This is a genomic window from Streptomyces sp. NPDC101237 (assembly GCF_044767465.1).
GTDB classification, from domain to species: Bacteria; Actinomycetota; Actinomycetes; order Streptomycetales; family Streptomycetaceae; genus Streptomyces; species Streptomyces gramineus.
In genome coordinates, this window is the sequence record NZ_JBIWNY010000019.1 from 66,615 (window position 1) to 87,654 (window position 21,040).

The following is a 21,040-nucleotide window of genomic DNA, read 5'->3' on the forward strand; positions in this document are numbered from 1 at the left end:
GGTGATGGCTGCTCAGGAGGCAGTTCGAGTTCACTTGAGGACGCTCTGACCTGCGGGGGAGGCATCAACAGCTGTTGTTGTTCGTCTTTGGTCGGCGTCAGACGGCCCACAGGCGCCCCCGATCCCGGCGCGGCGGAAGATCCAAAGCCCACGGCTCCGCGCGCGACGACCTCTCCGCAGAGACTTCGACCTGGAGAGCCAGATTTTTGCCGTTTCATGAACATGCACTCGGCAACTCGGGCACTATGGTGCGAAGTGATCATCGTGGATCTGGGGGCCGCCGTGGTGCGTCGTAAAAGGGTCAGAGAGTCCAATTCTTCCGTAGCGCCCGAACCGGCGGTTCCTCCCGCGCGTGAAGCGCCACCACAGTCTCCGGCCGCCCCACGCCTTCCGAAAGACGCCATTAAGCGCATCAACATTGGACAGTCATTCGCTGAGTATGACGCCGCGCTGAGTGATCCGAGTATCTATGTTCATACTGCGGCGCTAGAGGCGGCCCTGGACCCGAGTAGTGAAAAGGTTTTTTTTGTTGGGCGGCGGGGTACTGGGAAGACGGCTGTCAGGAAGTATTGCGGGATTAATGGCGGCGTCACTCGTGTTCTCGTCCCCGAGATTTTCAGCCCCTCATCGACACTGCAAGAAATTGATCTCTTGACGAACGTCAAGGGAAAACCGTTCAGGTCCCTAGTTTTCGCATTTCGCAGGGCGCTGCAAGTAGAGATCCTTTCGATGTGGCTACAGGATCGTCCTGGTCGTGACCGGCTAGCCGGCGAAATCCAGAACGAACTGGACGAGTATGCAACCATGGATTTCGATCTTCGCTGCCTACGGCTAATTGCGCGAGTTAGTGGTGCACTTGCCGACGGTGACGATGAACGTTGGCTGACCGAAAGTAAGACGGCTAAGCGACTTGCGGATGAGATGAAGCACCTATCCGCTGAAGGACTTGCTACTCACACGGTATTGATTGACAGTATCGATGACTACTGGGAGGGCAGCGACGAGGGGCTTGTCTACTTGACCGCGTTCATGCACGCGTGCCAAGAGATCTCAACTCAAATTCCCTGGGCGCGTGCAATTATTTTTCTCCGTGAAAATATCTACGAGCGTGTGCGTGGACTTGACACGGAATCCTCAAGACTTGAAACAGCGGTAGTCGGAATGGAGTGGAACGAGCGTCAACTGCTGGAAGTCATTGAGAAGCGTTTGAACCGGAATCTCACGGCAAAGTTCGGGCTGCGCGGCGCCACCTGGCAAGCTTTCTTCGAGCATCCAGACGAGGCGTGGCGCAACGTCCTAGAGTACTGTCAGAGGCGCCCACGCGATATTCTTATCTACACCAGTAATGCAGTAGAGGCGGCGCAGGGGGCTGGCCATGACAGGATCCTCCTTGAGGATGTTCAGCAAGCGCGCCGACGGTTCTCCGATAATCGATTCCGCGATCTCGGAGATGAGTATTCGGAGAATTTCCCGCAGGTAGCCACGGTGCTGTCTCGCTTCTACGGGCTAGGCAATGCTTTCACGTTCGCTGCAATTGAGGATCTCATCAGGAAATTGATGAAAGATTCAGAAGTTGTGCAGTTGTGTGGCCCGTGGCTCTCCGCCAATGCCTCACCTGAGAAATTTATTCGACTTCTCTATGACATCGGTTTCGTTGGTATTCGGGCTGCCGGAAAGAGCCCGAAATTCCGCGCCCTGGGGCCTCTCGATACAAGTCCTCCACCGGTGGACAATACTACCGACGTGGTCATCCATCGCTGCTATTGGGATGCGCTAGACCTCCAAGATACCTTGGTTAGAAACATTCCTGATGATGCCGAGTTTGGCAAAATTGGAAAGATTGAAGACCTGCCCGGAGGTGTTGACCGGACAGAGTACGTTGCCCATGTTGAGATGCTCATGGAGGATCTCAAGGAAATCGAACTGGGCACTGCCGGAGCGCAGGATTTTGAAGAGATAGTAGGCGATGTTATCCGTCTTTGCTTCTTTCGCGCCCTTGGGAATGTGGAATCAAAATCGCGAAGTCACGACGGGCGGGTTGTGCGCGACTGGATTGCTTCGAACCGTGCGAGTGGCGGCTTCTGGGAAGCGATGCGAACCAGGTATGGGGCGACTCAAGTAATTTGGGAATGTAAGAATTACGCAGAATTGCATGCCGATGACTTTCATCAATTGAGCTATTATCTCGACGGACTCGGTGGCGGATTTATTGTCGTAGTATTTCGAGGCGAGATGAAGCCTGCTTACTACGGCCACATAAAACGCATTGCAATGCAGAACAAATTTGTTCTGCCGTTGAACGAAAAAGACTTGCTGGTGTTTTTGCGGCAGGCTCGAAATGGCAAAATAAAAGAGGATCATATTCAAGATAAATACGACAGTGTAGCTCGCAAGCTAGGGTAGCTAAAGTTTGGCGGAAATGCTCTCCGCTGCGCGTGGGGCGGTGCCATCGATTGTGTCCGTTCGGCTAGTGATCACTGAGCCTTTTCCAACCTGACGTATGTACTGGTCAGTGACTCCGACAGGCTCTGCGCCGAGCGTCGGTGCGACGTACTGATCAGCACGACCACCCCAACCCGCCGCAGCCTCAGGGCTTCGACGTATTCACAGGGAGCCTTTGTCAACCTGGTATTCGTGCTGGTCAGCTACCCGCTGACGGCTGAGCGGACCCTCCGCAGCGAGGCCATGAGCAGCAGACCCGCAGTCGGCCAGGGTGCCGCAGGCGCTCGACCAATTACGGTCAGCAGCGCTGACGGCCAGGTTGGAAAAGGCTCCCTGTGAGACCGGATCGACGCGCTGAGGTTGGTCGATCCGGGTCCGCGGTCGGCGATAGGCCGATCACGCCGCACCTTGAAAGCCTTCGCGCGGAAGTACCGAACCTGCTCACCCTGGCGGGATCTGCCCGACGAGTTCGGTTCGTTCAAGATCGCCAATAAGCGGGACCTGGGAACGCATCCTTGGCGCGGTGCTGTCCTAGGCAAAAACCCGCACCACAAGCTGTTCAGTGCCAAGAGGATAGATGGCGATCTGCCCCTGCGGGTCAAGTCGGAGCGGCGCGCCGGCACCGAGAGCCTCGAACCCAAGTCGGCCGTACCAGCGCGCGAGGGCCGGTTTGTCAATGTCTACTTGGGCGTACAGCACCTCATAGTCAGCGGCGCCGTGCTCGTCGACGAAGGCCCTCACTAGCGCCTCGCCGATTCTCTCGCCCCGTCTCTCGGGTGCAATGGCGACGGCTTTGAGTTTCGCAATGGAACGAGCCACGTCCCCGACCACATGCCGAGGGACTCCCGCCATGTGTAACCGTCGCAACAGACTCGCAGGCGGCAAGGCAAGGAGTGCGCCGACAAGCCCGGCATCGCCTTCTGCTTCCGCAACTAGGGCCCGGCGTAGACCCGCTCCAGACGTGGCATAGGTTCCCGCGTCAATGTGCTGTGCCGCGTAGTCAAGATCGTCATACTCGGTGTCAATTGTCGAAAGCAGGCTTAATATTCGCTGTCCCTCGCCACGGCGTGCCTGCCTGATCACGACCCCTTCAACCCCGCAGACGTATGAAGGTCCAGATGTCTCAGCATCAACTCGTGGACGGCGCGGCTTGTTCTTCTTACGAGTTGGCGCGTGATAGCAGGTGAGGCGTCGTGCCAGGTTGGTGGCATGATCCGGGTGTGGCGATCATGGTCAATCGGACGGTGCTGGCACATCGGCTGTTCACGGGGATCTCTCGGCGTCATCTCGCCTGCCTGGTCGAGGAGTTGGCCGCGTCGTGGCAGGCCGGTCTGGAGGGCCGCCGTCATGCTGCGCGGGGAGGGGCCAGGAAGCGGGCTGCGGGGGCCGGCGCCCGTCACCAGATGGTCTTCGTCGACCGGCTGGTGGCCACACTGATCCACCTGCGGCACGACCTGCCGCACTCCGTGCTGGGGCTGCTGTTCGGCGTCGACCGCTCCACCGTCACCCGTGCGATCACAGAGATACGTCCGCTCCTGGCCGATCGAGGGTGCGCGGTCCCCGACCGCCCCGGCCTGCGGTTACGGACACTGGCTGACGTGTTCGCCTACGCCCATGCCGAAGGCGTCGACCTGCGCTTGGATGCCACCGAGATCCAGGTTCGTCGTCCGCCGGCCGGACGTGGAGGCCGGCGCGCGTTCGTCTCCGGCAAGAAGAAGCAGAACACGATGAAGGCCACCGTCATCGCCGACTGGCGTGGCCGCACGTTATGGACCGACGCCCTGCGGCCCGGTCGTATGCACGATGCCACGGCCGCTCGCAACGAAGGCATCGCCATCTGCTTCCAGTACTTCCCCGAGGTCGAGGTCCTGCTGGACGACGGCTATCTCGGCCTGAGCCGCGACCACCGCGGGCAAGCGATCACACCGCCCAGAAAACCGCGTCCGGGAGCACTGCCCGGCAGAGTCGAGCAGTGGGAACGCGACCGCCACGGTCACTCCTCCGACCGCATCACCGTCGAACACGCCCTCGCCGACCACAAACGCTGGAAGCAACTGATGCGGTGGACCCACCGCCGCGACCGCCTGCCTGACACTTACCGCGCCATCGCCGGCCTCGTCTCCGACCGCACCATCAACGCCTGAAAACCGGCCACGACCCGGCCAAACACAATCCGCCCGCTATCACGCACCAACTCGTTAAGGGAGTGCTCAGACTGTGCTGAGGTAGTCGGTGTCGCCCCCATGACGAACGACGAGATCCGGCTCGCCCCGGCCGCCGACGTGCCGGCCGTACGGGCCGTGACCGACCCGGCCTACCGCCCCCGCATCGATCGCATCCCGCCCCCGCATCGACCGCATCGGGGTGGTGCCGCGGCCCATGGAGGCGGACCACGCGGCCGGGGCGGGCGCGGTCAGCCGTCCGGCCACCAGGTGCGTGCGATGTCCTTCCGCACCTCGGGGCGTCCGGAGGGACGCTGGTCCGCCTCCTCGCGGATCCGGCGGCTTTCCGTCTTCTTCAGGGGCTTTTGCACGGTTGTGCGGCGCATGGCTGCCTCCTTCGGTGCCTACCGGATTCCGTGTTGTCACGGAGGTAGACGCTTTCGGCGAGAGTTCCTCATCTGTGCCGTTCTGTCAGTGGCCGCTGTCACACGGACCGGGTGTCAGTGGCAGGTGTCACGCTGGGGTGCATGACGAACGAGAGTGACCGCGCGGACGCGGTCCGTATCGACTGGGACGCGCAGGCCGCCACCTTCGACGCCGAGCCGGACCACGGGCTGGGGCCGCCCCAGGTGCGCGCGGCCTGGGCGGGGCGGCTGCGGTCCTGGCTGCCCGGACACCCCGCCGACCTGCTCGACCTCGGCTGCGGTACCGGCAGCCTGGCCCTCCTCGCCGCCGAGCAGGGCCACCACGTCACCGGCGTCGACAGCTCGCCGGCCATGGTGGAACGGGCCCGCGCCAAGCTCGCCGGCCGGGACGCGGTGTTCCTGGTCGGCGACGCGGCGGCGCCGCCGGTGGGCGAGCGGCTCTTCGACACCGTGCTCGTCCGGCACGTGCTGTGGGCGCTGCCCGACCCCGCGCGCGTACTGCGGCACTGGCGCGGCCTGCTCCGTCCCGGCGGCCGGTTCGTGCTGGTGGAGGGGGTGTGGGGGACGCGGACCCCGGTCGGGATACCCGCCGGGCGACTCACCGCGCTGCTGGCGCCGCTCGCCGCCGACGTGCGCCTGGAACCGCTGTCGGCGCAGACGGTCCTGTGGGGCAAGGAGGTGCACGACGAGCGGTACGCGGTGGTGGCGACGGTGTGACGGCCCGCACGGGCCGGCCTCAGGACAGCAGGGCCTCGAAACCGCCCTCGCGGGCCAGCCGCTCCAGGGTGTCGAGGGCCGCCACGGCATGCGCGGCCGCGGCCGGGTCCCGCTCGGCCAGCCCGCTCCCGGCGAACTCGTCCTCGTCCAGCCGGCGCACGTCCGTGCCGTCGGCGGAGCGCCACAGGTCCAGGTCCAGGTCCTCGACGACCAGTTCACCGCCGGTGAGGACCGCCGGCCGGGTCACGTCGCAGTACCAGCCCTTCGGCGTGCCGTCGGCGGCGCGGACCTCCTTGACCGCGTACCAGCGGTCGCGCCAGTAGAACTCGGTGAAGACGTCACCCTGTTCGAAACGGACGAAGCCGAAGTCGCGGGGCGCGTCACCGGCCCAGGGCGCGCGCACGGCGATCCGGTTCCCGTCGTCGTGGAGCAGCCCGGCGGGGTAACGGATCTTCGTGCGGCCCGCCTTGACCAGCACGACGTCCACCGTGACCGGTGCCTCAGCCGAGTTCGCGGACATACCTGACCTCCGTCGCGCAGATGTCGTACCCGAACCACTTGTTGATCGCCAGCATCGGCCCGTTGACGCTGTCGTTGCCGGTGAACGCCTCCGTGCAGCCGGCGGCGCGGGCGCGGTGCAGGGAGTCGTTCTTGGCGAGCTTGGCCAGGCCCCGGCCGCGGAAGGCGCGGGCCGTGCCGGTCATCACGGTGCCGTAGCGGGTGCCGCCGTCGGTGCGTGCCGCGCTGAACGCCGCCGGACGGCCGTCCACCACGACGACCGAGGTCAGCTCGTGACTGAACAGGGGATGCCGCCAGGTCCCCTCCAGCCAGGCCTCGTAGTCGGCGAACTCCGTGTCGATGTCGCTCGGTTCGTCCCGCGTCGTCTCCGCGTCCAGCGCGAAGAGCGCCCGCGGGTCGTCGGCGAAGTCGGCGGCCGTGCGGAGTTCGACGCCCGGCGGCGGAGTCCGCAGCGGGGGAAGGGCGCCGTCGGCGAGGTCGAGGCGGAGGAAGTGCGCGGAACGGCTCGCGGTGTACCCGCGGCGCTCGGCGAAGCCCCGGTGGGACGGGGCGTCCAGGACCCAGGCGTACGAGGTGGTCGCGCCCGCCTCCGACAGATGCGCCTCCGCCGTACGGACGAGGAGGGCGCCGGCGCCCCGGCCGGTGCGCTCCGGATGGACGTACACGTTGGCGAAGCCCTGACCCGGCTCGGTGCTCTCGTGGGCGAGGCCGACCTGCGCCGTGCCGATGATCTCGCCGTCCTGCTCGGCGACCAGCTGACGGAAGCGGGCGTCGGGGTGGGCGCGCGTCAGGTCGTGGACCAGGGACTCCGGGGTGAACAGGACGTAGGGCAGGGCGAGCTGCCGCACCCGGGCGAAACCCTCGGCGTCCGAGCGGACATCGGGGCGCAGATCACGCACGATCACGGTCATGGGGCGCACGCTATGCGGAGGCGAATGCGGGGTGCCTCTCATTTTCCGGCGGATACGGGAGAATCGGGCCGTGACTCTGAAGATCCGCATCGATGACAGCGCGCCGCCGTACGAGCAGGTACGGGCGCAGATCTCCGAGCAGGCACGGGGCGGGGTGCTGCCGGTGGGGTACCGGCTGCCCACGGTGCGGGGACTGGCCGAGTCGCTCGGGCTGGCGGTGAACACGGTGGCCAAGGCGTACCGGGCGCTGGAGACGGACGGGGTGATCGAGACGCGCGGACGCAACGGCACGTTCGTGGCCGCCGCCGGCTCGGCCGCGGAACGTGAGGCGTCCGCGGCCGCGCAGGCGTACGCGGAGCGGGTGCGCCGGCTGGGCCTGGCCGAGAAGGAGGCGCTGGCCGCGGTGCGGGACGCCCTGCGGGCCGCCTACGGCGGCGAGGGCTGAGTCAGCCGGCCGTGCTCGGCTCCGGGGTCCGCGCCACCCGCAGCCCGGCCCGCTCCGCCGCCCGTCCGAAGGCCGCCGCGTCCCGCACCGCCGCCGCGCCCGGGTCGTTGTTGAAGTACGCGTAGACGTCGGCGCCTTCGGGACAGGCCGTGGCGATGCGGTCGGTCCAGGTCTCCAGGGCCCGGCGGCCGTAGCGGGGCCAGGGCGCGGCCCGGCCCTCGTGGAAGCGGACGTAGGCCCAGCCGGCGGTGCGCCACAGCGGGGTCACGGGGCGGGCCCGGACGTCGGCCCAGCACAGGGCCGCTCCCCGGGAGACGAGGACCTCGCGGGTCTCCCGCGTCCACCAGGAGTCGTGGCGCGGTTCCACCGCCACCCGCGTGCCCGGCGGGAAGCACGCGAGGCACGCGTCCAGCAGCGCCGGGTCGGCTTTCAGCGTCGGCGGGAGCTGGAGGAGGACCGGGCCCAGCCGGTCGCCGAGGCCGGCCGCGTGGGTCATCAGGCGGCCGACCGGCTCGGCGGGATCCCGCAGGCGCCTGACGTGCGTGAGGAAGCGGCTCGCCTTGACCGCGATCACGAAACCGGCCGGGACCCGGTCCCGCCAGGACGCGAACCCGTCCCGGCTCGGCAGCCGGTAGAACGCGTTGTTCAGCTCGACGGTCGTGAAGTGCGCCGCGTACTCCTCCAGCCACCGGCGCACGGGAACCCCGGCCGGGTACAGGACGTTCCGCCAGTCCGCGTACTGCCAGCCCGAGGTCCCGATGAACAGGGGCATGCCTCCATCAAAGCACTACAGGTACAGCCCCGCGTCCGCCTCCTCGCGGGCGCCCGGTACCGAGGCCGGCGTCGTGCCGCGGCGCAGCGCGTACAGCTCCGCCAGGGTCGATCCGTCGCGGCTCACGCCCTCCTCCGTGCCGAGCCAGTTCACCGCCTCGGGGCGGGTCAGCGCGCCCACCTCGATCCGGGCGAGGCAGCGGCCGGGCCGGACCACGGCCGGGTGCAGGCGCTCCAGGTCCTCGTTGGTGGTGACGCCCACCAGGACGTTGCGGCCCTGGCCGAGCAGCCCGTCGGTGAGGTTCAGCAGCCTCGACAGCGCCTGCCCCGCGGTGTGCTTGGCCTCGCCGCGGATCAGCTCGTCGCAGTCCTCCAGGAGGAGCAGCCGCCAGCGGCCCTTGCCCGCGCCGTCCTCCTCGCCGATGGCGATGTCCATCAGATAGCCGACGTCGGAGAAGAGCCGCTCGGGGTCGAGGACGCAGTCCACCTGGCACCAGTCCCGCCAGGACCGGGCGAGGGTGCGCAGCGCCGAGGTCTTGCCGGTGCCCGGCGGGCCGTGCAGCAGCAGGAGCCGGCCCGCGATGTCCTCGGGCGTCGTCTTCATCAGGCGGTCCATCGCCTCCGCGACCGGAGCCGTGTAGTTGGCGCGGACCTCGTCCCAGGTGCCGGCGGAGATCTGCCGGGTGGTGCGGTGCGGGCCGCGCCGGGGGGAGACGTACCAGAACCCCATCGTCACGTTGTCGGGCTGCGGCTCCGGCTCGTCCGCCGCGCCGTCCGTCGCCTCTTTCAGCACCTTCGCGGCCAGCTCGGCGGTGGTCGCGGTGACCGTGATGTCCGCGCCCCGGTTCCAGCGCGACACCAGGAGCGTCCAGCCCTCGCCCTCCGCGAGCGTCGCGCTGCGGTCGTCGTCGCGGGCCACCCGCAGCACCCGCGCCTCCTTCGGCAGCAGGGTCGCCCCGCCGCGCACCCGGTCGATGTTGGCCGCGTGCGAGTACGGCTGCTCGCCCGTCGCGAAGCGGCCGAGGAACAGCGCGTCTACGACGTCGGACGGCGAGTCGGAGTCGTCGACGTTGAGCCGGATCGGCAGCGTCTCGTGCGGCTTGGCAGACATGCCGCCATGATCCGTCACCGGGGCCCGCGGCGCACCCGTTTTCCGAAGTGGGCGGAGAGTGTCGGGAGTGCGCCGAGCTTCCGGAGTATCCGGAGTGCACCCCTGGCCCCGTTCCGCGACGGTCGATCCCCGATACCCGCCCCCGGGGCGATTTCCGCCATTACTGTGGTCCTTGATGGGACGTCATGAGTGGAATTCGGGGGCTCGGCGGTGGCGGCTCACCGCTCTGCTGGGGGTGGGCGCGGTCGCTCTCGCCCTGATCGTGACCCTGCTCGGCACGCTGCCCGGAGGCGGCGGCACCGCGGGCACGACCCGTGACGGCGACAAGGTGCACGGCACCCCGGCCACCCCGCCCGGCCCCGCCGAGCCGTACGTGGGCTGGGGCTTCACGCACACCCGGTACAGCGCCGACGAGGGCAGCGCCGCCGCCACCGGCCGGGTCGAGAAGCTGCTCTCCCGCGACGCCGGACTGCCCCAGGACCAGGCCGTCATGGGCTGGGGCGCCGACAACCCGGAACCCGTCGAGGGGCACTACGACTTCGGCGCGCTGGACCGCAGGGTCGACTTCATGCGCAGGTCGGGCGGCACCCCGGTGATCACCCTGTGCTGCTCCCCGGACTGGATGAAGGGCGGCAGGGCCGGCGCCGACCACACCGACTGGAGCCAGGCCGCCCTGGAGACGGCGCCCACCCCCGGCCACTACCAGGACTACGCAGACCTCGCCGCGACCGTCGCCAGACGCTATCCCGACGTACGGCACTTCATCGTCTGGAACGAGTTCAAGGGTTTCTGGAACGACGAGCGGGCCCGCTGGGACTACGAGGGCTACACCGAGCTGTACAACCTCGTCTACCGGGCGCTGAAGGCCGTCGACAAGGACATCATGGTCGGCGGCCCGTACCTGGTCATGGACAGCTTCGACCCGCGCGGCACCGAGAACGCCTCGCCCACCCTCAAGGGCCCCTGGGGTGTCATGGACCAGCGGGTGATCGACGCCTTCGACTACTGGAACACCCACAAGGCGGGCGCCGACTTCGTGGTCGTGGACGGCTCCAGCTACACCAACGACGACGAGCTGCTGCCCGACGAGTTCGGGGCCACCGAGAAGTTCACCTACGTGAGCGAGTGGGTGCGGGCGCGGACGCACGGCCTGCCGCTGTGGTGGGCCGAGTACTACGTGGAGCCCGCCGACGGCAGGGACGAACGCGACGGCTGGAGCGAACCGCACCGGGTCGCCGTCCAGGCCGCCGGCCTGATCGCCCTGGTGAAGGGCGGCGCGTCCTCCGGCTTCTACTGGAACCCGGAGGACGAGAAGGGCGGCGGCTGCGCAGGCTGCCTGTGGACCACGACCGACAGCGCGGACGGCGGCCGTGCGCTGCCCATGTACGACCTGGTGTCGAGGTTCGGCAGGGCGTTCCCGCCGGGCACCCGGTACGCGACGGTCCCCGTCGCCGGGAGCGACGCGTCCCGGGTGCGCGTCCTCGCCGACGACCGGACCGTTCTCGTCGTCAACACCCTCGACCGGACGGTCGGCGTGCGGGTGGACGGGAAGCGGGTCGACCTGAAGGGGTACGAGGTGAAGTGGCTCGCCCGGTGAGCCCGGACGAGCCACGTCGGCACGATCCGCCGCCCGCTACTTGAGCGTCAGGAACCGCTGCGCCAGCGACGCCAGCACCACCGCGAGCAGCGGCAGCGAGAACCAGAAGCTCCCCTGCAGCCACCGCACCCGGCGCACTCCGGGCCGGACCGCGACCCGGACCACCTCGCGCGCCGTCAGCAGCAGGATCAGGACGACGGCGGCGAGAGCGCCGACCACCGACCACGGCGTCCAGGTGATCCGCGGCCCGATCGGCCCCGGATCCGGCTCCGCCACCGCACCGGCGGGCCGCGTACGCAGCGCGTACAGGGCCACGTCGTCGTCGGCCAGGACCTTCGTCAGGTCCCGCCGGCCGTCCAGGCTCCGGATCAGCCGGCTCTCCCAGGCGGCCGGGTAGCCCGCGTCCATCCGCAGGTAGACGGCCTGGCTCCTGTTGACCATCAGGTACGAGTTCGGACCGGCGTCCTCCAACTCCTTGACCAGGCCCGCCACCAGCACCGGGTCGGCGGGCGCCAGGGTCGGCACGTAGTCGACCCGCTCCATGTCCCGGGCGCCCCACGGGATCGCCGGGGTCACGTCGGCGACCGTGTCGTTGCTCAGCCACAGCAGCCGTACGGTCGGCCTGTCGTGGGCGTAGACGTAGTCCATCGCGGCGACCTCGCCGGGACGCACCCGCTCGAAGGACTCGTTGCCCCACCTGGCCACCAGGAAACCGCCCATGAGCAGCAGCCCCGCCAGCAGCGCGGCCACCGCTGCGAGGACCGTGCGGTCCTTCTCGCGCTCCTCCGCCGTGGCGCCGGTGCGCGGGAACAGGGCCAGACCGGCCAGCAGGGCGGCGCCCGGCAGGGCGAACATGAAGACCCGCAGGGCCATCTCGCCGCCGTAGGACTGCATGCCGAAGCCGAGGAACGGGACGAAGGCCAGGATCGGCAGGGACCGCTCGCGGTACCGGTGGAGGCGCCGCCGCCACCAGCCCCACACGGCGGACGCCATCATGCCGCCGGCCAGCAGGACCCGGACGTACAGCACCAGCTTGTGGGCCGGACTGCCGCCCTGGATACGGCCGGAGACCGAGGTCGAGACGTTGCTGCCGACCCCGCCGACGCCGCCGAACAGGTCGTCGAAGTGCCCCGACCAGTACGGCTCGGCCAGGAACCCCAGCCAGACGGCCGCGACCACCCCGAACAGCAGCGGCAGGCCGCGCAGTTCGGACCTGCCGGCCAGGACCAGGACCGCCAGGACGCCCAGCATCACGAACGGGGTCAGCTGGTGCGCCGGCACGGTCGCCGCGTACAGGCCGGTGAGCACCAGGAGCAGGACCGCCTGCCGGCGGCGGTCGACGGGCTCGACCTCCGCCTCGCCCGGACGGAACCTGGTCCAGATGACGTGCGGGGCGCGGAACCAGACGAGCAGGATCGCCACGAACATCAGGTAGAGGAGGTAGGTGAAGCCCTGCGGGGAGAAGTAGTCCTGGCCGACCCAGCCGCACAGCACGAAGATCCAGATTCCGGCCCACTTGGCCCGCCAGCCCGCCCGCATCGACCGTACGAGCAGGAACATCGGCGCCAGGTAGGCGAGCTGGACGAACGTCGGCCACCAGCGGATGACCTCGGTGAGGTCCGTGACCCCGCAGGCCCGGCCGACGAAGGCCGCCGCCGCGAAGAAGCCCGGCCAGCTCCAGCGGGCGTCCAGGTCGGGTACGGCCGACCCGGTGCGGTCGATGTAGTCGATGAACCCGAGGTGCTGCCAGGCCGTCGGGAACCGGGGTTCCGTCTCGATCACGGCGGGCAGCGCGTGCAGCGACACCACCGTGGCCAGCAGGGTGACCAGGAGCAGCGCCCGGTGCTCGCGGCGCGGCCACAGCAGCGCGGCGAACACCGTCACCAGCAGCGCCGCCCCGACCAGGGTGGGCAGCGGCAGCACCGAGACCAGCCCGAGCCCGCCCATCCGCTCCAGGTCGGCGTCGTCGAGCCGGGCCGCGGGCACCCAGTACAGGAGCAGGGCGGCGACGAGCAGGCAGCCGAGCAGGACGCCGGTGCGGGTGGGCACCAGCCGCTCCCGCAGCGGAACGGACGGCGCGGCGGCCTCCGTCCCCTTCGGCGGCGCGGCCTCGGCGAGGCCGGCCGAGGCCTCCGCGCCCGGCTCCCTCGCCTCCGCCGGCGGCCCGGGGTGCCGTGGTGTCCGCAGCGCCCGGGTCGGCCGGTCGTCCGGGAGGACGACGGGTGTGCCCGTGGGCGGGGTGCCCGGCCCCGGGCGCACGTCCGGACGGCGCTCCACATGGTCGAAGTCCACGTGGATGCCGAGGGCGAGCGTGTCGGAGTCCAGCGCCCAGGCCGGGCTCCGCCGGTGCGGCGCGGCGGCGGGCGGGACCTCGTGCGCCCCGAGATCGGCGAGGTCACCGTCGGGTGCCGCGTCCTCGGGGACGTCGGCCGGGGTCGCGCGCAGCGTCCGCCACAGCCTGGGCGCCGCGATCGTCACGATCACCGTGAGGCTGCAGATCTCGGCCACGCCCGCGCCGGTCAGCCCCATCCTGGGCAGCAGCACCAGGGTCAGACCGAGCACCAGCACGCACAACAGGCCCTGCAGCCACGCCAGTCCGGCGGTGCGGCTCTGGGCGCGCAGCACCGCGAAGTAGGTCTCCATCACGACCCTGAGCAGGGCGCCGACCGCGAACCAGCGCAGCAGCGGGGTCGCCGCGTCCGCGTAGCCCGTGCCGAAGACACCGAGGATCAACGGCGCCCCGAAAAACAGCAGGGAGCAGATCGGCACCATGATCCGGGCCATCCGCTTCAGCGCGGCCCGGGTGTCGGCGGCCAGCCGCGCCGGGTCGTGCGAGCCCTCGACGGTGAGCGAGGCCCCCATGTTGATGGCCAGCAGGTTGGTGGTGCCGCCGATGGTGGTGGTGATGTAGAAGTACGCGTTGTCCTCGGCGCTGACCTGCGAGGCGATGATCACCGGAACCAGGTACACGACGGCGAGGGAGAACAGCGACCCGGTGTAGTCGCCGGCCAGGAACCTGCCGATCTCCCGCAGGGTGGGCGGCCTGGCGTGCTCCCCGGTCGCCTTGACGTGCCGGGGCACCAGGCGCCGGAACACCAGCCAGCCCAGCGGCACCACCGAGGTGGCGATCGCCGCGACCCAGGACACGAACACCCCGGCCGTCGGGACGGCCACCGCGAACGCGACCAGCAGGCCCAGCTTGACCGCCGAGAACACGGTGTTGCCCACCGGTACCCAGGGCGCGTTGCGCAGCCCGGTCAGCACGCCGTCCTGGAGGGTGAGCAGGTTCCAGCCGACGACCGCGACGACGAACCCGACACCGGGCAGCGGCCCGTGCAGGAAGCGGTACGACGGGCCCCAGAACCCGAGGGTCGTCAGGAAGACGCCCGCGGCCAGCGCCACGATCAGGGAACTGCCCGCGTAGGTACGGAGGATGAGCCTGCCGGTGGCCCGGCCCGCCACCGGGATGAAGCGGGCCAGGGCGCCGGTCAGGGTCACCGCGGTCAGGCCCGCGAGGAGTTTCATGGCGGCGATCGCGGCGGAGCCCTGGCCGACGGCCGATTCGGAGTAGTAGCGGGCCGCCGCCAGCCAGAAGCCCAGGCCCAGTACCGCGGAGATGCCGGTGTTGAGCATCAGCGCGTAGGCGTTGCGGAAGAGCGGGCTGCCGCCCGGCGGGCTGCCCCTGCCGGGCAGCCGGAGGCGGCGCCCCGGCCGCTCGGGCGCCGCGGTCGCGCGGGTCGTTGCCCCGGTCGTGGTGGTCGTCGTGTCAGACACGGGAACGGATGGCCTTCCGGCGGACCTGGCGGGCTCTGCGGAGGACGGCGTACCCCTTGGTCAGGGCACGGTCCTTGGCGAAGGTGCGGGCGATCGCCCGGCCCTGGAGCAGCCGGACGAACTCCGCGGTGTCCGTGGTGCGGCGCACGGTGACGCGGTGCAGCGCGTAGGGACCCTGGCGGCGGTGGGCGAGGCCGTTCTCGACGGCGAGTGCCTGGGTGTGTCCGGTGTCCCGCACGGCGCGCCTGACCCGGCGGCTGGAGTAGCCGAACGGGTAGGCGAACGAGGCGGGCGCGGAGCCCAGTTGTTCGGCGACGATGTCACGGCACCAGACCAGCTCGGCGCGCAGCAGGTCGTCGTCCAGTTGGTCGAGCTGCGGATGGGTGTGGCTGTGGCCGCCGATCTCGCAGCCCGCGTCGGCGAGTGCGCGCACCTGGTCCCAGTCGAGCATGGCGTCCGGGCCGCCTCCGGTGTCGTACGCGCCCCTGATCCAGCCCGTCGAGACGAACAGGGTGGAGGCGAAACCGCGGTCGGCGAGGACCGGCAGGGCGTGCCGGTGCACGCCCTCGTAGCCGTCGTCGAAGGTGATCAGGACGGGCCGGGCGGGGAGCGGGCCGCCCGATCGCCAGCCCGCGGCCAGTTCGGCCGTGGTGACGGGGGTCAGTCCCAGGTCCGCGACGAGCGCCATCTGCGCGGCGAACGCCTCCGGTGCCACCGACAGCGCGTGGGTGGCCCGGTTCGGCGCGGTCGCGACCGAGTGGTACATGAGGATGGGCACCGGTGCCTCAGTCATGACGCCTCCCGTCCGTGCGGGGCACGAGGTCCGCGCCGGTCCCGGCGACGGCGAAGGCCGGCTCGCCGCGCCGGGCGCGCAGGCTCCCGACCACGTAACCGCCCGCCGCGGTCAGCACCCCGGTGACGATCGCCGCGGCCCGGCCGGCGCCGCCCGGCCGCGCGAGGAGGGCGTCCCGCAGGCCGCGGGCGATCCCGGCGGGCAGCACCCGTGCGGCGTAGCGGCGTTCGGACTCCAGCCCGTCGGCGGCGCCCACGCTGCGGGCGACCAGGGCCTTGGAGAGGCCCTCGGCGTAGGCGCGGGTGCGGAAGTAGCCGAAGTGCTCGCGGGCCCGCGGCACCCGGTGGTGGATCACCGCACGGTCGTCGATGAGCAGCACGGCGTCCGGGCGGGCCCGGGTGAGCCGGATGCACAGCTCGGTCTCCTCGCAGCCCAGCGGGCGCCGGTCGCCGTCCCGGCCGATGCCGGTGGCGAAGCCGCCCGCCGCGTCGAAGGCGGTACGCCGGAAGGAAGCGTTTCCGCCGAGGACGTTGCGGACCCGGACCCGGCCCGGTGGCAGTCCGCGGTAGGTGCAGCCGACCACCCAGTCGAACTCCTCGGGGAACCAGCGCGGGCGGCGGCCCGAGGCCCAGACGGGCAGGGTCCGGCCGCCCACGGCCATCACCAGCGGGTCGGCGTACCCCTCGGCGAAGCGCAGCAGCCAGTCCCGTTCGGCCACGGCGTCGTCGTCGAGGAAGGCGATCACCTCGCCGAGGGAGGAGGCGATGCCGGTGTTGCGGCCGGCGGACAGGCCGCGGGGGCCCGCGTTGGCGAGCACCCGGACGTGCGCGGCTCGCTCGTACTGCGTCGTGAGCCGTTCCAGGAGCGCCGGGTTGTGGTCGACGACCAGCAGGGTCTCCAGCGCCGGATACGACTGGGCGCGCACCGAGGAGACCGCCGCGAGGATGTCCTCCCAGCGGTCCTCGGTGTACACGCAGATCACGACGGAGATGTCGGGATCGCTCAAGACGACTCTCCCTGGCCGGTGCCGAGCATCGGGGAGTGCCGGACCCGGCGGCGCAGCGCACGCCGGTTGGAGCGTTCCCCGAGGATCACCCGCAGGACCCGCAGGCCGTCCCGGACGGCGCGCAGATTGCTGGTGCCGTGGATCCTGAGGTACTCGTAGCTGGGGATCTCCTGCACCTTCAGGCCTGCCTTGACCACCCGGACGTTGATCAGGGTCTCGATCTCGAAGCCGGTGCAGTCGAGGTCGATCTTGTCGAGGCAGTGCCGCCAGAAGGCGTTGTAGCCGTAGCAGAGGTCGGTGTAGCGGGCGCCGAACTTGCGGTTGACGATGGTGCACAGCGCCCAGTTGCCGAGCTTGCGGATGAACGTCATGTCGTCCGTGCCGCCGCCGTTGGCGAAGCGCGAGCCCTTGGCGAAGTCGGCACCGGAGACCAGGGCGGAGACGTACGACACGATCTCGTGGCCGTCGGCCGAGCCGTCCGCGTCCACCATGACGATGATGTCGCCGGTGCACGCCTCGAACCCGGTGATCAGGGCGTCTCCCTTGCCCTTTCCGCTCTGTTCGACGACTTTCACGCCGGGCCACAACTGCCGTGCGACTTCTACGGTGTCGTCGGTGGAATTCCCGTCCACCAGGACCACTTCGTGGATCCAGCCGGGAAGCGTCTTGAAGACGTAAGGGAGATTCTCCGCCTCGTTCATCGCGGGGATCACCACGCTCACCGGCGGTGTGATCGCCAGGTGGGAGGAGATCGGTCGGTATTCGGCAGCCATTAACGGATCTTGATCCGAGGCCGGCTGGCGCAGAACAGAACTCACGAGTCTTTTCCCTCTCGTCCGGTGGACCGCCCGCCCCTGGGCGGCCCGCTTCCGTGTCCGGTTCGAAAGGGGGGTTATCACCCGCGGCACGGAGAACGGATCCCCGTGTCCGCAGGTGAGCTGGCAAAGCTAACCGGGCCGCCGGAAAACGGCAGCCGGTCGCGCGGCACGACTCGGAGACGACAAGGGGCGCATTCGAAGAACAATGCCCCTCGTGGCCGCCGAGCACGGCACCCCCCTACCGCGCCCCGCAGCGGAACATCGCGGTCCCTGAGCCCTCCCCTGGAGCCGCTGAATGACGTTCCCTTGCGGGTGAGTTGTACGACGGTATTGATGATTGAACCAGTATGGCAAGTCCGCCGAGCGCGGCTTGCTTTTTGTTGGTCGGGCCGTTATGCGGATGCGTTCCGGCCCCGCTCTTCACCTCGAACGGATATTCCCGGTCCGCCGGGACATTCGTTTGAGAATGCGCGTCACCGGGCGCGGTCGTAGCGGCAGCGGCAGGAGAACGCTGATCGCGGTCACGGCGACGACTCCGCCGCGCCAGGACCAGTGGTGGGTGGCGAGCATGCCCTGGGCGACGAGCATGTCCAGCGCGACGGCGCCCGCGAGCGCGGTGAGCGTCCGCGCGAACGGATCGAGTCCGCGCAGCGCCAGGCCGATCGCCGCGGCCGGCGCGCCGATCAGGAAGAGCAGTGTGAACGGGCCGCGCAGCGGCGAGCCCGAGTCGGTCAGGGCGAGCAGTGCGCCCGTGCCGGCGACGGCCGTCGCCGCGCCCGCGAGCAGCGGTTCCAGGCCCCTCCCCGGTCCTGGCCGCGCCCGCTCCTCGTCCTCTGGTGACGGTGTCTTGAGCCGTATGGTCTGCATGGCCGACTTTGCCCCCCAAGGCGTCGGATGCCGGGCTTCAATGTCGCGCAGGCGAACGTGGAGCGTCAAGCGGGTCTCCGGACCTGACCGTTCGCCGGGGGCGGCTGATGTCTCCTGGGGACAAGTCGTCCAATTTCTTTACAACACCGGTCCGGCGCGGACCGGTTGAGGCCCGAAAAGTTTTGGCATGGACACTTCCCGTCAACACGCGTAGTTGGTACGACGGTTGTGGCAGAGATCCTGCTAAAGGGAGGTTCCATGAGACGTTCCCGAATTACGGCGTACGTGACTTCACTCCTCCTCGCCACCGGCCTGGCACTCACCGGGGCCGCAACCGACGCGCAAGCCGCGACCGGGGGTTACGTGGCGCTCGGCGACTCGTATTCGTCCGGTGTCGGCGCCGGCAGCTACATCAGTTCGAGCGGCAGCTGCGACCGCAGCACGAAGGCCTACCCCTACCTGTGGAACGCCGCCCACAGCCCGTCCTCGTTCTCGTTCCTCGCCTGCTCGGGCGCCACCACGGACGACGTCCTGTCCGGCCAGCTCGGCACCCTGACGTCCTCGACGTCCCTGGTCTCGATCACGATCGGCGGCAACGACGCGGGCTTCGCCGACGTCATGACGACGTGTGTGCTCAGCTCCGACAGCACCTGCCTGTCCCGGATCGGCACCGCCGAGGCCTACGTCGACTCCACCCTGCCCGGCAAGCTCGACGCCGTGTACGACGCCATCACCGCCAGGGCCCCCCACGCCCGGGTCGTTGTCCTCGGCTATCCCCGCTTCTACAAACTGGGCACCACCTGCCTCGGCCTCTCCTCGGCCAAGCGCACCGCCATCAACAACGCCGCCGACTACATCGACGCGGCGATCGCCAAGCGCGCCGCCGACCACGGGTTCGTCTTCGGCGACATCCGCACCACGTTCACCGGCCACGAGATCTGCTCCAGCAGCTCCTGGCTGCACAGCGTCAACTGGCTCGACATCGGCGAGTCCTACCACCCCACCGCGTCCGGCCACTCCGGTGGCTACCTGCCGGTCCTGACCGGCAACGCCTGACCGGTACGCCTGCCGGACCCGCCCGTTCTCAGTCCGAACCGGAAGGCGAAGGCGAGGAGGAGGCCCCGCCGGTCGGGGTCTCCGTCGCCGAGGTGCAGGTCACCGAGAACGGCACCGAGTCGGACGTGGCCGTCACCGGGCCGCGCACCTCGACGGAGATCGCGTCGTCCAGCGTCCCGTCGCCGGACCAGGTCGTCACGGTCACCCTGGTCTGCCGGGTCTTCCCGCCGCCGTCGGGGAAGGACAGCGTCTTCCACCCCTGGTCGTCGAGCGACCCCTTCTTCAGCACCCAGCGGTACCGCACCTGCGCGGGCACCCTCCCGACCGTGAACGTGGCCGTGAAGGAGGGCGCCTGCGCGGTCGGCGGCGGGCAGCTCCCCGTGTAGTCGGTGCCGGAACCGGTCACGGAGACGTTCACGCTCTGCGGGGCCGCGCTGCTGCTCGCGGACGGCGACGGCGACGGCGACGTGGACCGGTCCTCGCTCCGGCTCGGCGCCGGGGAGCTGAGGTTGCTCGCCGAACTGCTCGGACCCGCGTTGTCGTCGCCGTCACCGCCCCCGCCCTGGTTCAGGAGGGCGTACGTCAGCCCGCCGAGCGCGAGGACGACCAGCACCAGTCCGACGAGCAGCAGGGTGCCCGCCCGGCCGTTCCCGTCGCGGCCGGAGCCGGACGGCCGGGTGTCCGCCGCAACGGGGGCGGGCGGCGTGGGAGCGGCGGATCCGTACGGCAGGGCGACGAGGGTCGGAGCCTCCTGGCGGGTCGCGACCGGGACGGTGGCGGCCGTGCCCGTGGTGCCTCCCGCCGCGACCAACCGCAGGTCGCGCTCGGCCTGTTCGGCGGAGATCCGCGCGGCCGGGTCCTTGCGGAGCAGGCCCTCGATGACCGGCGCCAGGGCTCCCGCCCGGTACGACGGGGGCAAGTCCTCGTCCACCACGGCCCGGAGCGTGTTCAGCGGGGTGTCCAGCCGGAACGGCGAGGTGCCCTCCACCGCCGCGTACAGCAGCACACCGAGCGACCAGAGGTCCGACTCGGGACCGAACGCGCGTCCCAGCGCCCGTTCCGGAGCGAGGTACTCGGGCGAACCGATCACCTCGCCCGTCATGGTCAGCGCCGAACTGCCCTCGACGGTGGCGATCCCGAAGTCGGTGAGCACCACCCGCCCGTCGTTCGACAGCAGCACGTTGCCCGGCTTCACGTCCCGGTGCAGCACCCCGGCGGCGTGCGCGGCCCGCAGCGCGGACAGCACCTCGGCGCCGACGCCCGCGGCCCGCTGCGGGGACATCGGGCCCTCGGAGTCCAGGACGTCGGCGAGGGACACCCCGCGGATCAACTCCATGACGATCCAGGGCCGTCCGCCCTCCATCGCCACGTCGTACACCGTCACGACGTTGCGGTTGGCGACCCGGGCCGCGGCCCAGGCCTCACGTTCCAGCCGGGCGTACATCCGCTCGACGTCGGGGCCGGGCAGCCCGGCGGGCGCGCGGACCTCCTTGACGGCGACCTCGCGGCCCAGCACCTCGTCCCTGGCCCGCCACACGGTGCCCATGCCGCCCTCGCCGAGCGGGGACAACAGTCGGTAGCGGTCCGCGATCACGCGTTCACGGCCCGGCTCTTCGGTCACGGGTG

At 69.8% G+C, this 21,040-nt stretch carries 18 protein-coding genes; 6 read left to right on the top strand and 12 right to left on the bottom strand.

Annotation, left to right across the window (positions count from 1 at the left end):
• Positions 1 to 255: 255 nt before the first annotated feature.
• Complete coding sequence (locus ACIRQ9_RS27010) at positions 256 to 2,403, top strand: P-loop ATPase, Sll1717 family (protein ID WP_404178605.1); 2,148 nt, start codon at positions 256 to 258, stop codon at positions 2,401 to 2,403.
• 570 nt (positions 2,404 to 2,973) lie between these two features.
• Here ACIRQ9_RS27010 and ACIRQ9_RS27015 read toward each other — a convergent pair.
• The gene (locus tag ACIRQ9_RS27015; protein WP_404178608.1) at positions 2,974 to 3,525 is read right to left on the bottom strand and encodes a GNAT family N-acetyltransferase; all 552 of its coding nucleotides are present in this window, start codon (positions 3,523 to 3,525) and stop codon (positions 2,974 to 2,976) included.
• Between the two features lie 146 nt (positions 3,526 to 3,671).
• Between ACIRQ9_RS27015 and ACIRQ9_RS27020 the strand changes: the two genes are divergently transcribed.
• Entirely contained in the window at positions 3,672 to 4,586 is a 915-nt protein-coding gene (locus ACIRQ9_RS27020) for a transposase family protein (RefSeq protein WP_404178939.1), read from the top strand.
• 269 nt (positions 4,587 to 4,855) lie between these two features.
• On the opposite strand, the gene ACIRQ9_RS27025 is transcribed toward ACIRQ9_RS27020, so the two are convergent.
• Positions 4,856 to 4,990: a hypothetical protein gene (locus ACIRQ9_RS27025; protein WP_351320638.1), complete on the bottom strand. Its 135-nt coding sequence runs from the start codon at positions 4,988 to 4,990 to the stop codon at positions 4,856 to 4,858.
• A 141-nt stretch (positions 4,991 to 5,131) separates the two neighbouring features.
• Between ACIRQ9_RS27025 and ACIRQ9_RS27030 the strand changes: the two genes are divergently transcribed.
• Positions 5,132 to 5,746, top strand: a complete 615-nt coding sequence (locus tag ACIRQ9_RS27030) for a class I SAM-dependent methyltransferase (protein ID WP_404178612.1) — start codon at positions 5,132 to 5,134, stop codon at positions 5,744 to 5,746.
• 19 nt (positions 5,747 to 5,765) lie between these two features.
• Here ACIRQ9_RS27030 and ACIRQ9_RS27035 read toward each other — a convergent pair whose 3' ends face one another.
• Positions 5,766 to 6,266 carry a DUF402 domain-containing protein gene (locus ACIRQ9_RS27035; protein WP_404178615.1) on the bottom strand — a complete coding sequence of 167 codons (501 nt, stop codon included), beginning with the start codon at positions 6,264 to 6,266 and terminating at the stop codon, positions 5,766 to 5,768.
• Positions 6,247 to 7,176: a GNAT family N-acetyltransferase gene (locus tag ACIRQ9_RS27040; protein ID WP_404178618.1), complete on the bottom strand. Its 930-nt coding sequence runs from the start codon at positions 7,174 to 7,176 to the stop codon at positions 6,247 to 6,249. Before ACIRQ9_RS27040 ends, ACIRQ9_RS27035 begins: the two co-directional genes overlap by 20 nt.
• A gap of 70 nt (positions 7,177 to 7,246) precedes the next feature.
• Between ACIRQ9_RS27040 and ACIRQ9_RS27045 the strand changes: the two genes are divergently transcribed.
• Positions 7,247 to 7,621, top strand: a complete 375-nt coding sequence (locus ACIRQ9_RS27045) for a GntR family transcriptional regulator (protein ID WP_404178621.1) — start codon at positions 7,247 to 7,249, stop codon at positions 7,619 to 7,621.
• 1 nt (position 7,622) lies between these two features.
• Here the strand turns inward: ACIRQ9_RS27045 and ACIRQ9_RS27050 are convergent, their stop codons facing one another.
• Both ACIRQ9_RS27050 and ACIRQ9_RS27055 read right to left on the bottom strand, forming a co-directional pair.
• A complete protein-coding gene (locus tag ACIRQ9_RS27050; RefSeq protein ID WP_404178624.1) occupies positions 7,623 to 8,393 on the bottom strand; it encodes a DUF72 domain-containing protein in 771 nt (256 codons plus the stop codon).
• 15 nt (positions 8,394 to 8,408) lie between these two features.
• The gene (locus ACIRQ9_RS27055) at positions 8,409 to 9,503 is read right to left on the bottom strand and encodes a DUF5925 domain-containing protein (RefSeq protein WP_404178627.1); all 1,095 of its coding nucleotides are present in this window, start codon (positions 9,501 to 9,503) and stop codon (positions 8,409 to 8,411) included.
• Positions 9,504 to 9,678: 175 nt separating this feature from the next.
• Here ACIRQ9_RS27055 and ACIRQ9_RS27060 point away from each other — a divergent pair, with 175 nt between their 5' ends.
• Positions 9,679 to 11,100 carry a xylan 1,4-beta-xylosidase gene (locus tag ACIRQ9_RS27060; protein ID WP_404178630.1) on the top strand — a complete coding sequence of 474 codons (1,422 nt, stop codon included), beginning with the start codon at positions 9,679 to 9,681 and terminating at the stop codon, positions 11,098 to 11,100.
• A 36-nt stretch (positions 11,101 to 11,136) separates the two neighbouring features.
• On the opposite strand, the gene ACIRQ9_RS27065 is transcribed toward ACIRQ9_RS27060, so the two are convergent.
• From ACIRQ9_RS27065 to ACIRQ9_RS27085, 5 genes are all read right to left on the bottom strand, one after another.
• The gene (locus tag ACIRQ9_RS27065) at positions 11,137 to 14,874 is read right to left on the bottom strand and encodes a lipopolysaccharide biosynthesis protein (protein ID WP_404178633.1); all 3,738 of its coding nucleotides are present in this window, start codon (positions 14,872 to 14,874) and stop codon (positions 11,137 to 11,139) included.
• A complete protein-coding gene (locus tag ACIRQ9_RS27070) occupies positions 14,867 to 15,667 on the bottom strand; it encodes a polysaccharide deacetylase family protein (RefSeq protein WP_404178636.1) in 801 nt (266 codons plus the stop codon). Before ACIRQ9_RS27070 ends, ACIRQ9_RS27065 begins: the two co-directional genes overlap by 8 nt.
• A complete protein-coding gene (locus tag ACIRQ9_RS27075) occupies positions 15,660 to 16,673 on the bottom strand; it encodes a glycosyltransferase family 2 protein (RefSeq protein WP_404178638.1) in 1,014 nt (337 codons plus the stop codon). Before ACIRQ9_RS27075 ends, ACIRQ9_RS27070 begins: the two co-directional genes overlap by 8 nt.
• Entirely contained in the window at positions 16,670 to 17,491 is an 822-nt protein-coding gene (locus ACIRQ9_RS27080) for a glycosyltransferase family 2 protein (protein ID WP_404178641.1), read from the bottom strand. The genes ACIRQ9_RS27075 and ACIRQ9_RS27080 overlap by 4 nt, the downstream gene beginning before the upstream one ends.
• A 420-nt stretch (positions 17,492 to 17,911) precedes the next feature.
• Positions 17,912 to 18,358 (bottom strand): hypothetical protein, encoded by a 447-nt coding sequence (locus ACIRQ9_RS27085; RefSeq protein WP_404178644.1) that lies wholly within the window; start codon positions 18,356 to 18,358, stop codon positions 17,912 to 17,914.
• 258 nt (positions 18,359 to 18,616) lie between these two features.
• On the opposite strand from ACIRQ9_RS27085, the gene ACIRQ9_RS27090 reads away from it, so the two are divergent.
• The gene (locus tag ACIRQ9_RS27090) at positions 18,617 to 19,414 is read left to right on the top strand and encodes an SGNH/GDSL hydrolase family protein (RefSeq protein WP_404178647.1); all 798 of its coding nucleotides are present in this window, start codon (positions 18,617 to 18,619) and stop codon (positions 19,412 to 19,414) included.
• 28 nt (positions 19,415 to 19,442) lie between these two features.
• On the opposite strand, the gene ACIRQ9_RS27095 is transcribed toward ACIRQ9_RS27090, so the two are convergent.
• Positions 19,443 to 21,035 carry a serine/threonine-protein kinase gene (locus ACIRQ9_RS27095; RefSeq protein WP_404178650.1) on the bottom strand — a complete coding sequence of 531 codons (1,593 nt, stop codon included), beginning with the start codon at positions 21,033 to 21,035 and terminating at the stop codon, positions 19,443 to 19,445.
• Between the last annotated feature and the right edge of the window lie 5 nt (positions 21,036 to 21,040).

What these genes read in the sequence shown, in the direction of transcription:
- ACIRQ9_RS27070 (WP_404178636.1), bottom strand. Translation starts at nt 15,667, where the DNA reads ATGACTGAGGCACCGGTGCCCATCCTCATGTACCACTCGGTCGCGACC.
- ACIRQ9_RS27085 (WP_404178644.1), bottom strand. Translation starts at nt 18,358, where the DNA reads ATGCAGACCATACGGCTCAAGACACCGTCACCAGAGGACGAGGAGCGG.
- ACIRQ9_RS27030 (WP_404178612.1), top strand. Translation starts at nt 5,132, where the DNA reads ATGACGAACGAGAGTGACCGCGCGGACGCGGTCCGTATCGACTGGGAC.
- ACIRQ9_RS27050 (WP_404178624.1), bottom strand. Translation starts at nt 8,393, where the DNA reads ATGCCCCTGTTCATCGGGACCTCGGGCTGGCAGTACGCGGACTGGCGG.
- ACIRQ9_RS27090 (WP_404178647.1), top strand. Translation starts at nt 18,617, where the DNA reads ATGAGACGTTCCCGAATTACGGCGTACGTGACTTCACTCCTCCTCGCC.
- ACIRQ9_RS27025 (WP_351320638.1), bottom strand. Translation starts at nt 4,990, where the DNA reads ATGCGCCGCACAACCGTGCAAAAGCCCCTGAAGAAGACGGAAAGCCGC.
- ACIRQ9_RS27020 (WP_404178939.1), top strand. Translation starts at nt 3,672, where the DNA reads ATGGTCAATCGGACGGTGCTGGCACATCGGCTGTTCACGGGGATCTCT.
- ACIRQ9_RS27040 (WP_404178618.1), bottom strand. Translation starts at nt 7,176, where the DNA reads ATGACCGTGATCGTGCGTGATCTGCGCCCCGATGTCCGCTCGGACGCC.
- ACIRQ9_RS27035 (WP_404178615.1), bottom strand. Translation starts at nt 6,266, where the DNA reads ATGTCCGCGAACTCGGCTGAGGCACCGGTCACGGTGGACGTCGTGCTG.
- ACIRQ9_RS27060 (WP_404178630.1), top strand. Translation starts at nt 9,679, where the DNA reads ATGGGACGTCATGAGTGGAATTCGGGGGCTCGGCGGTGGCGGCTCACC.
- ACIRQ9_RS27055 (WP_404178627.1), bottom strand. Translation starts at nt 9,503, where the DNA reads ATGTCTGCCAAGCCGCACGAGACGCTGCCGATCCGGCTCAACGTCGAC.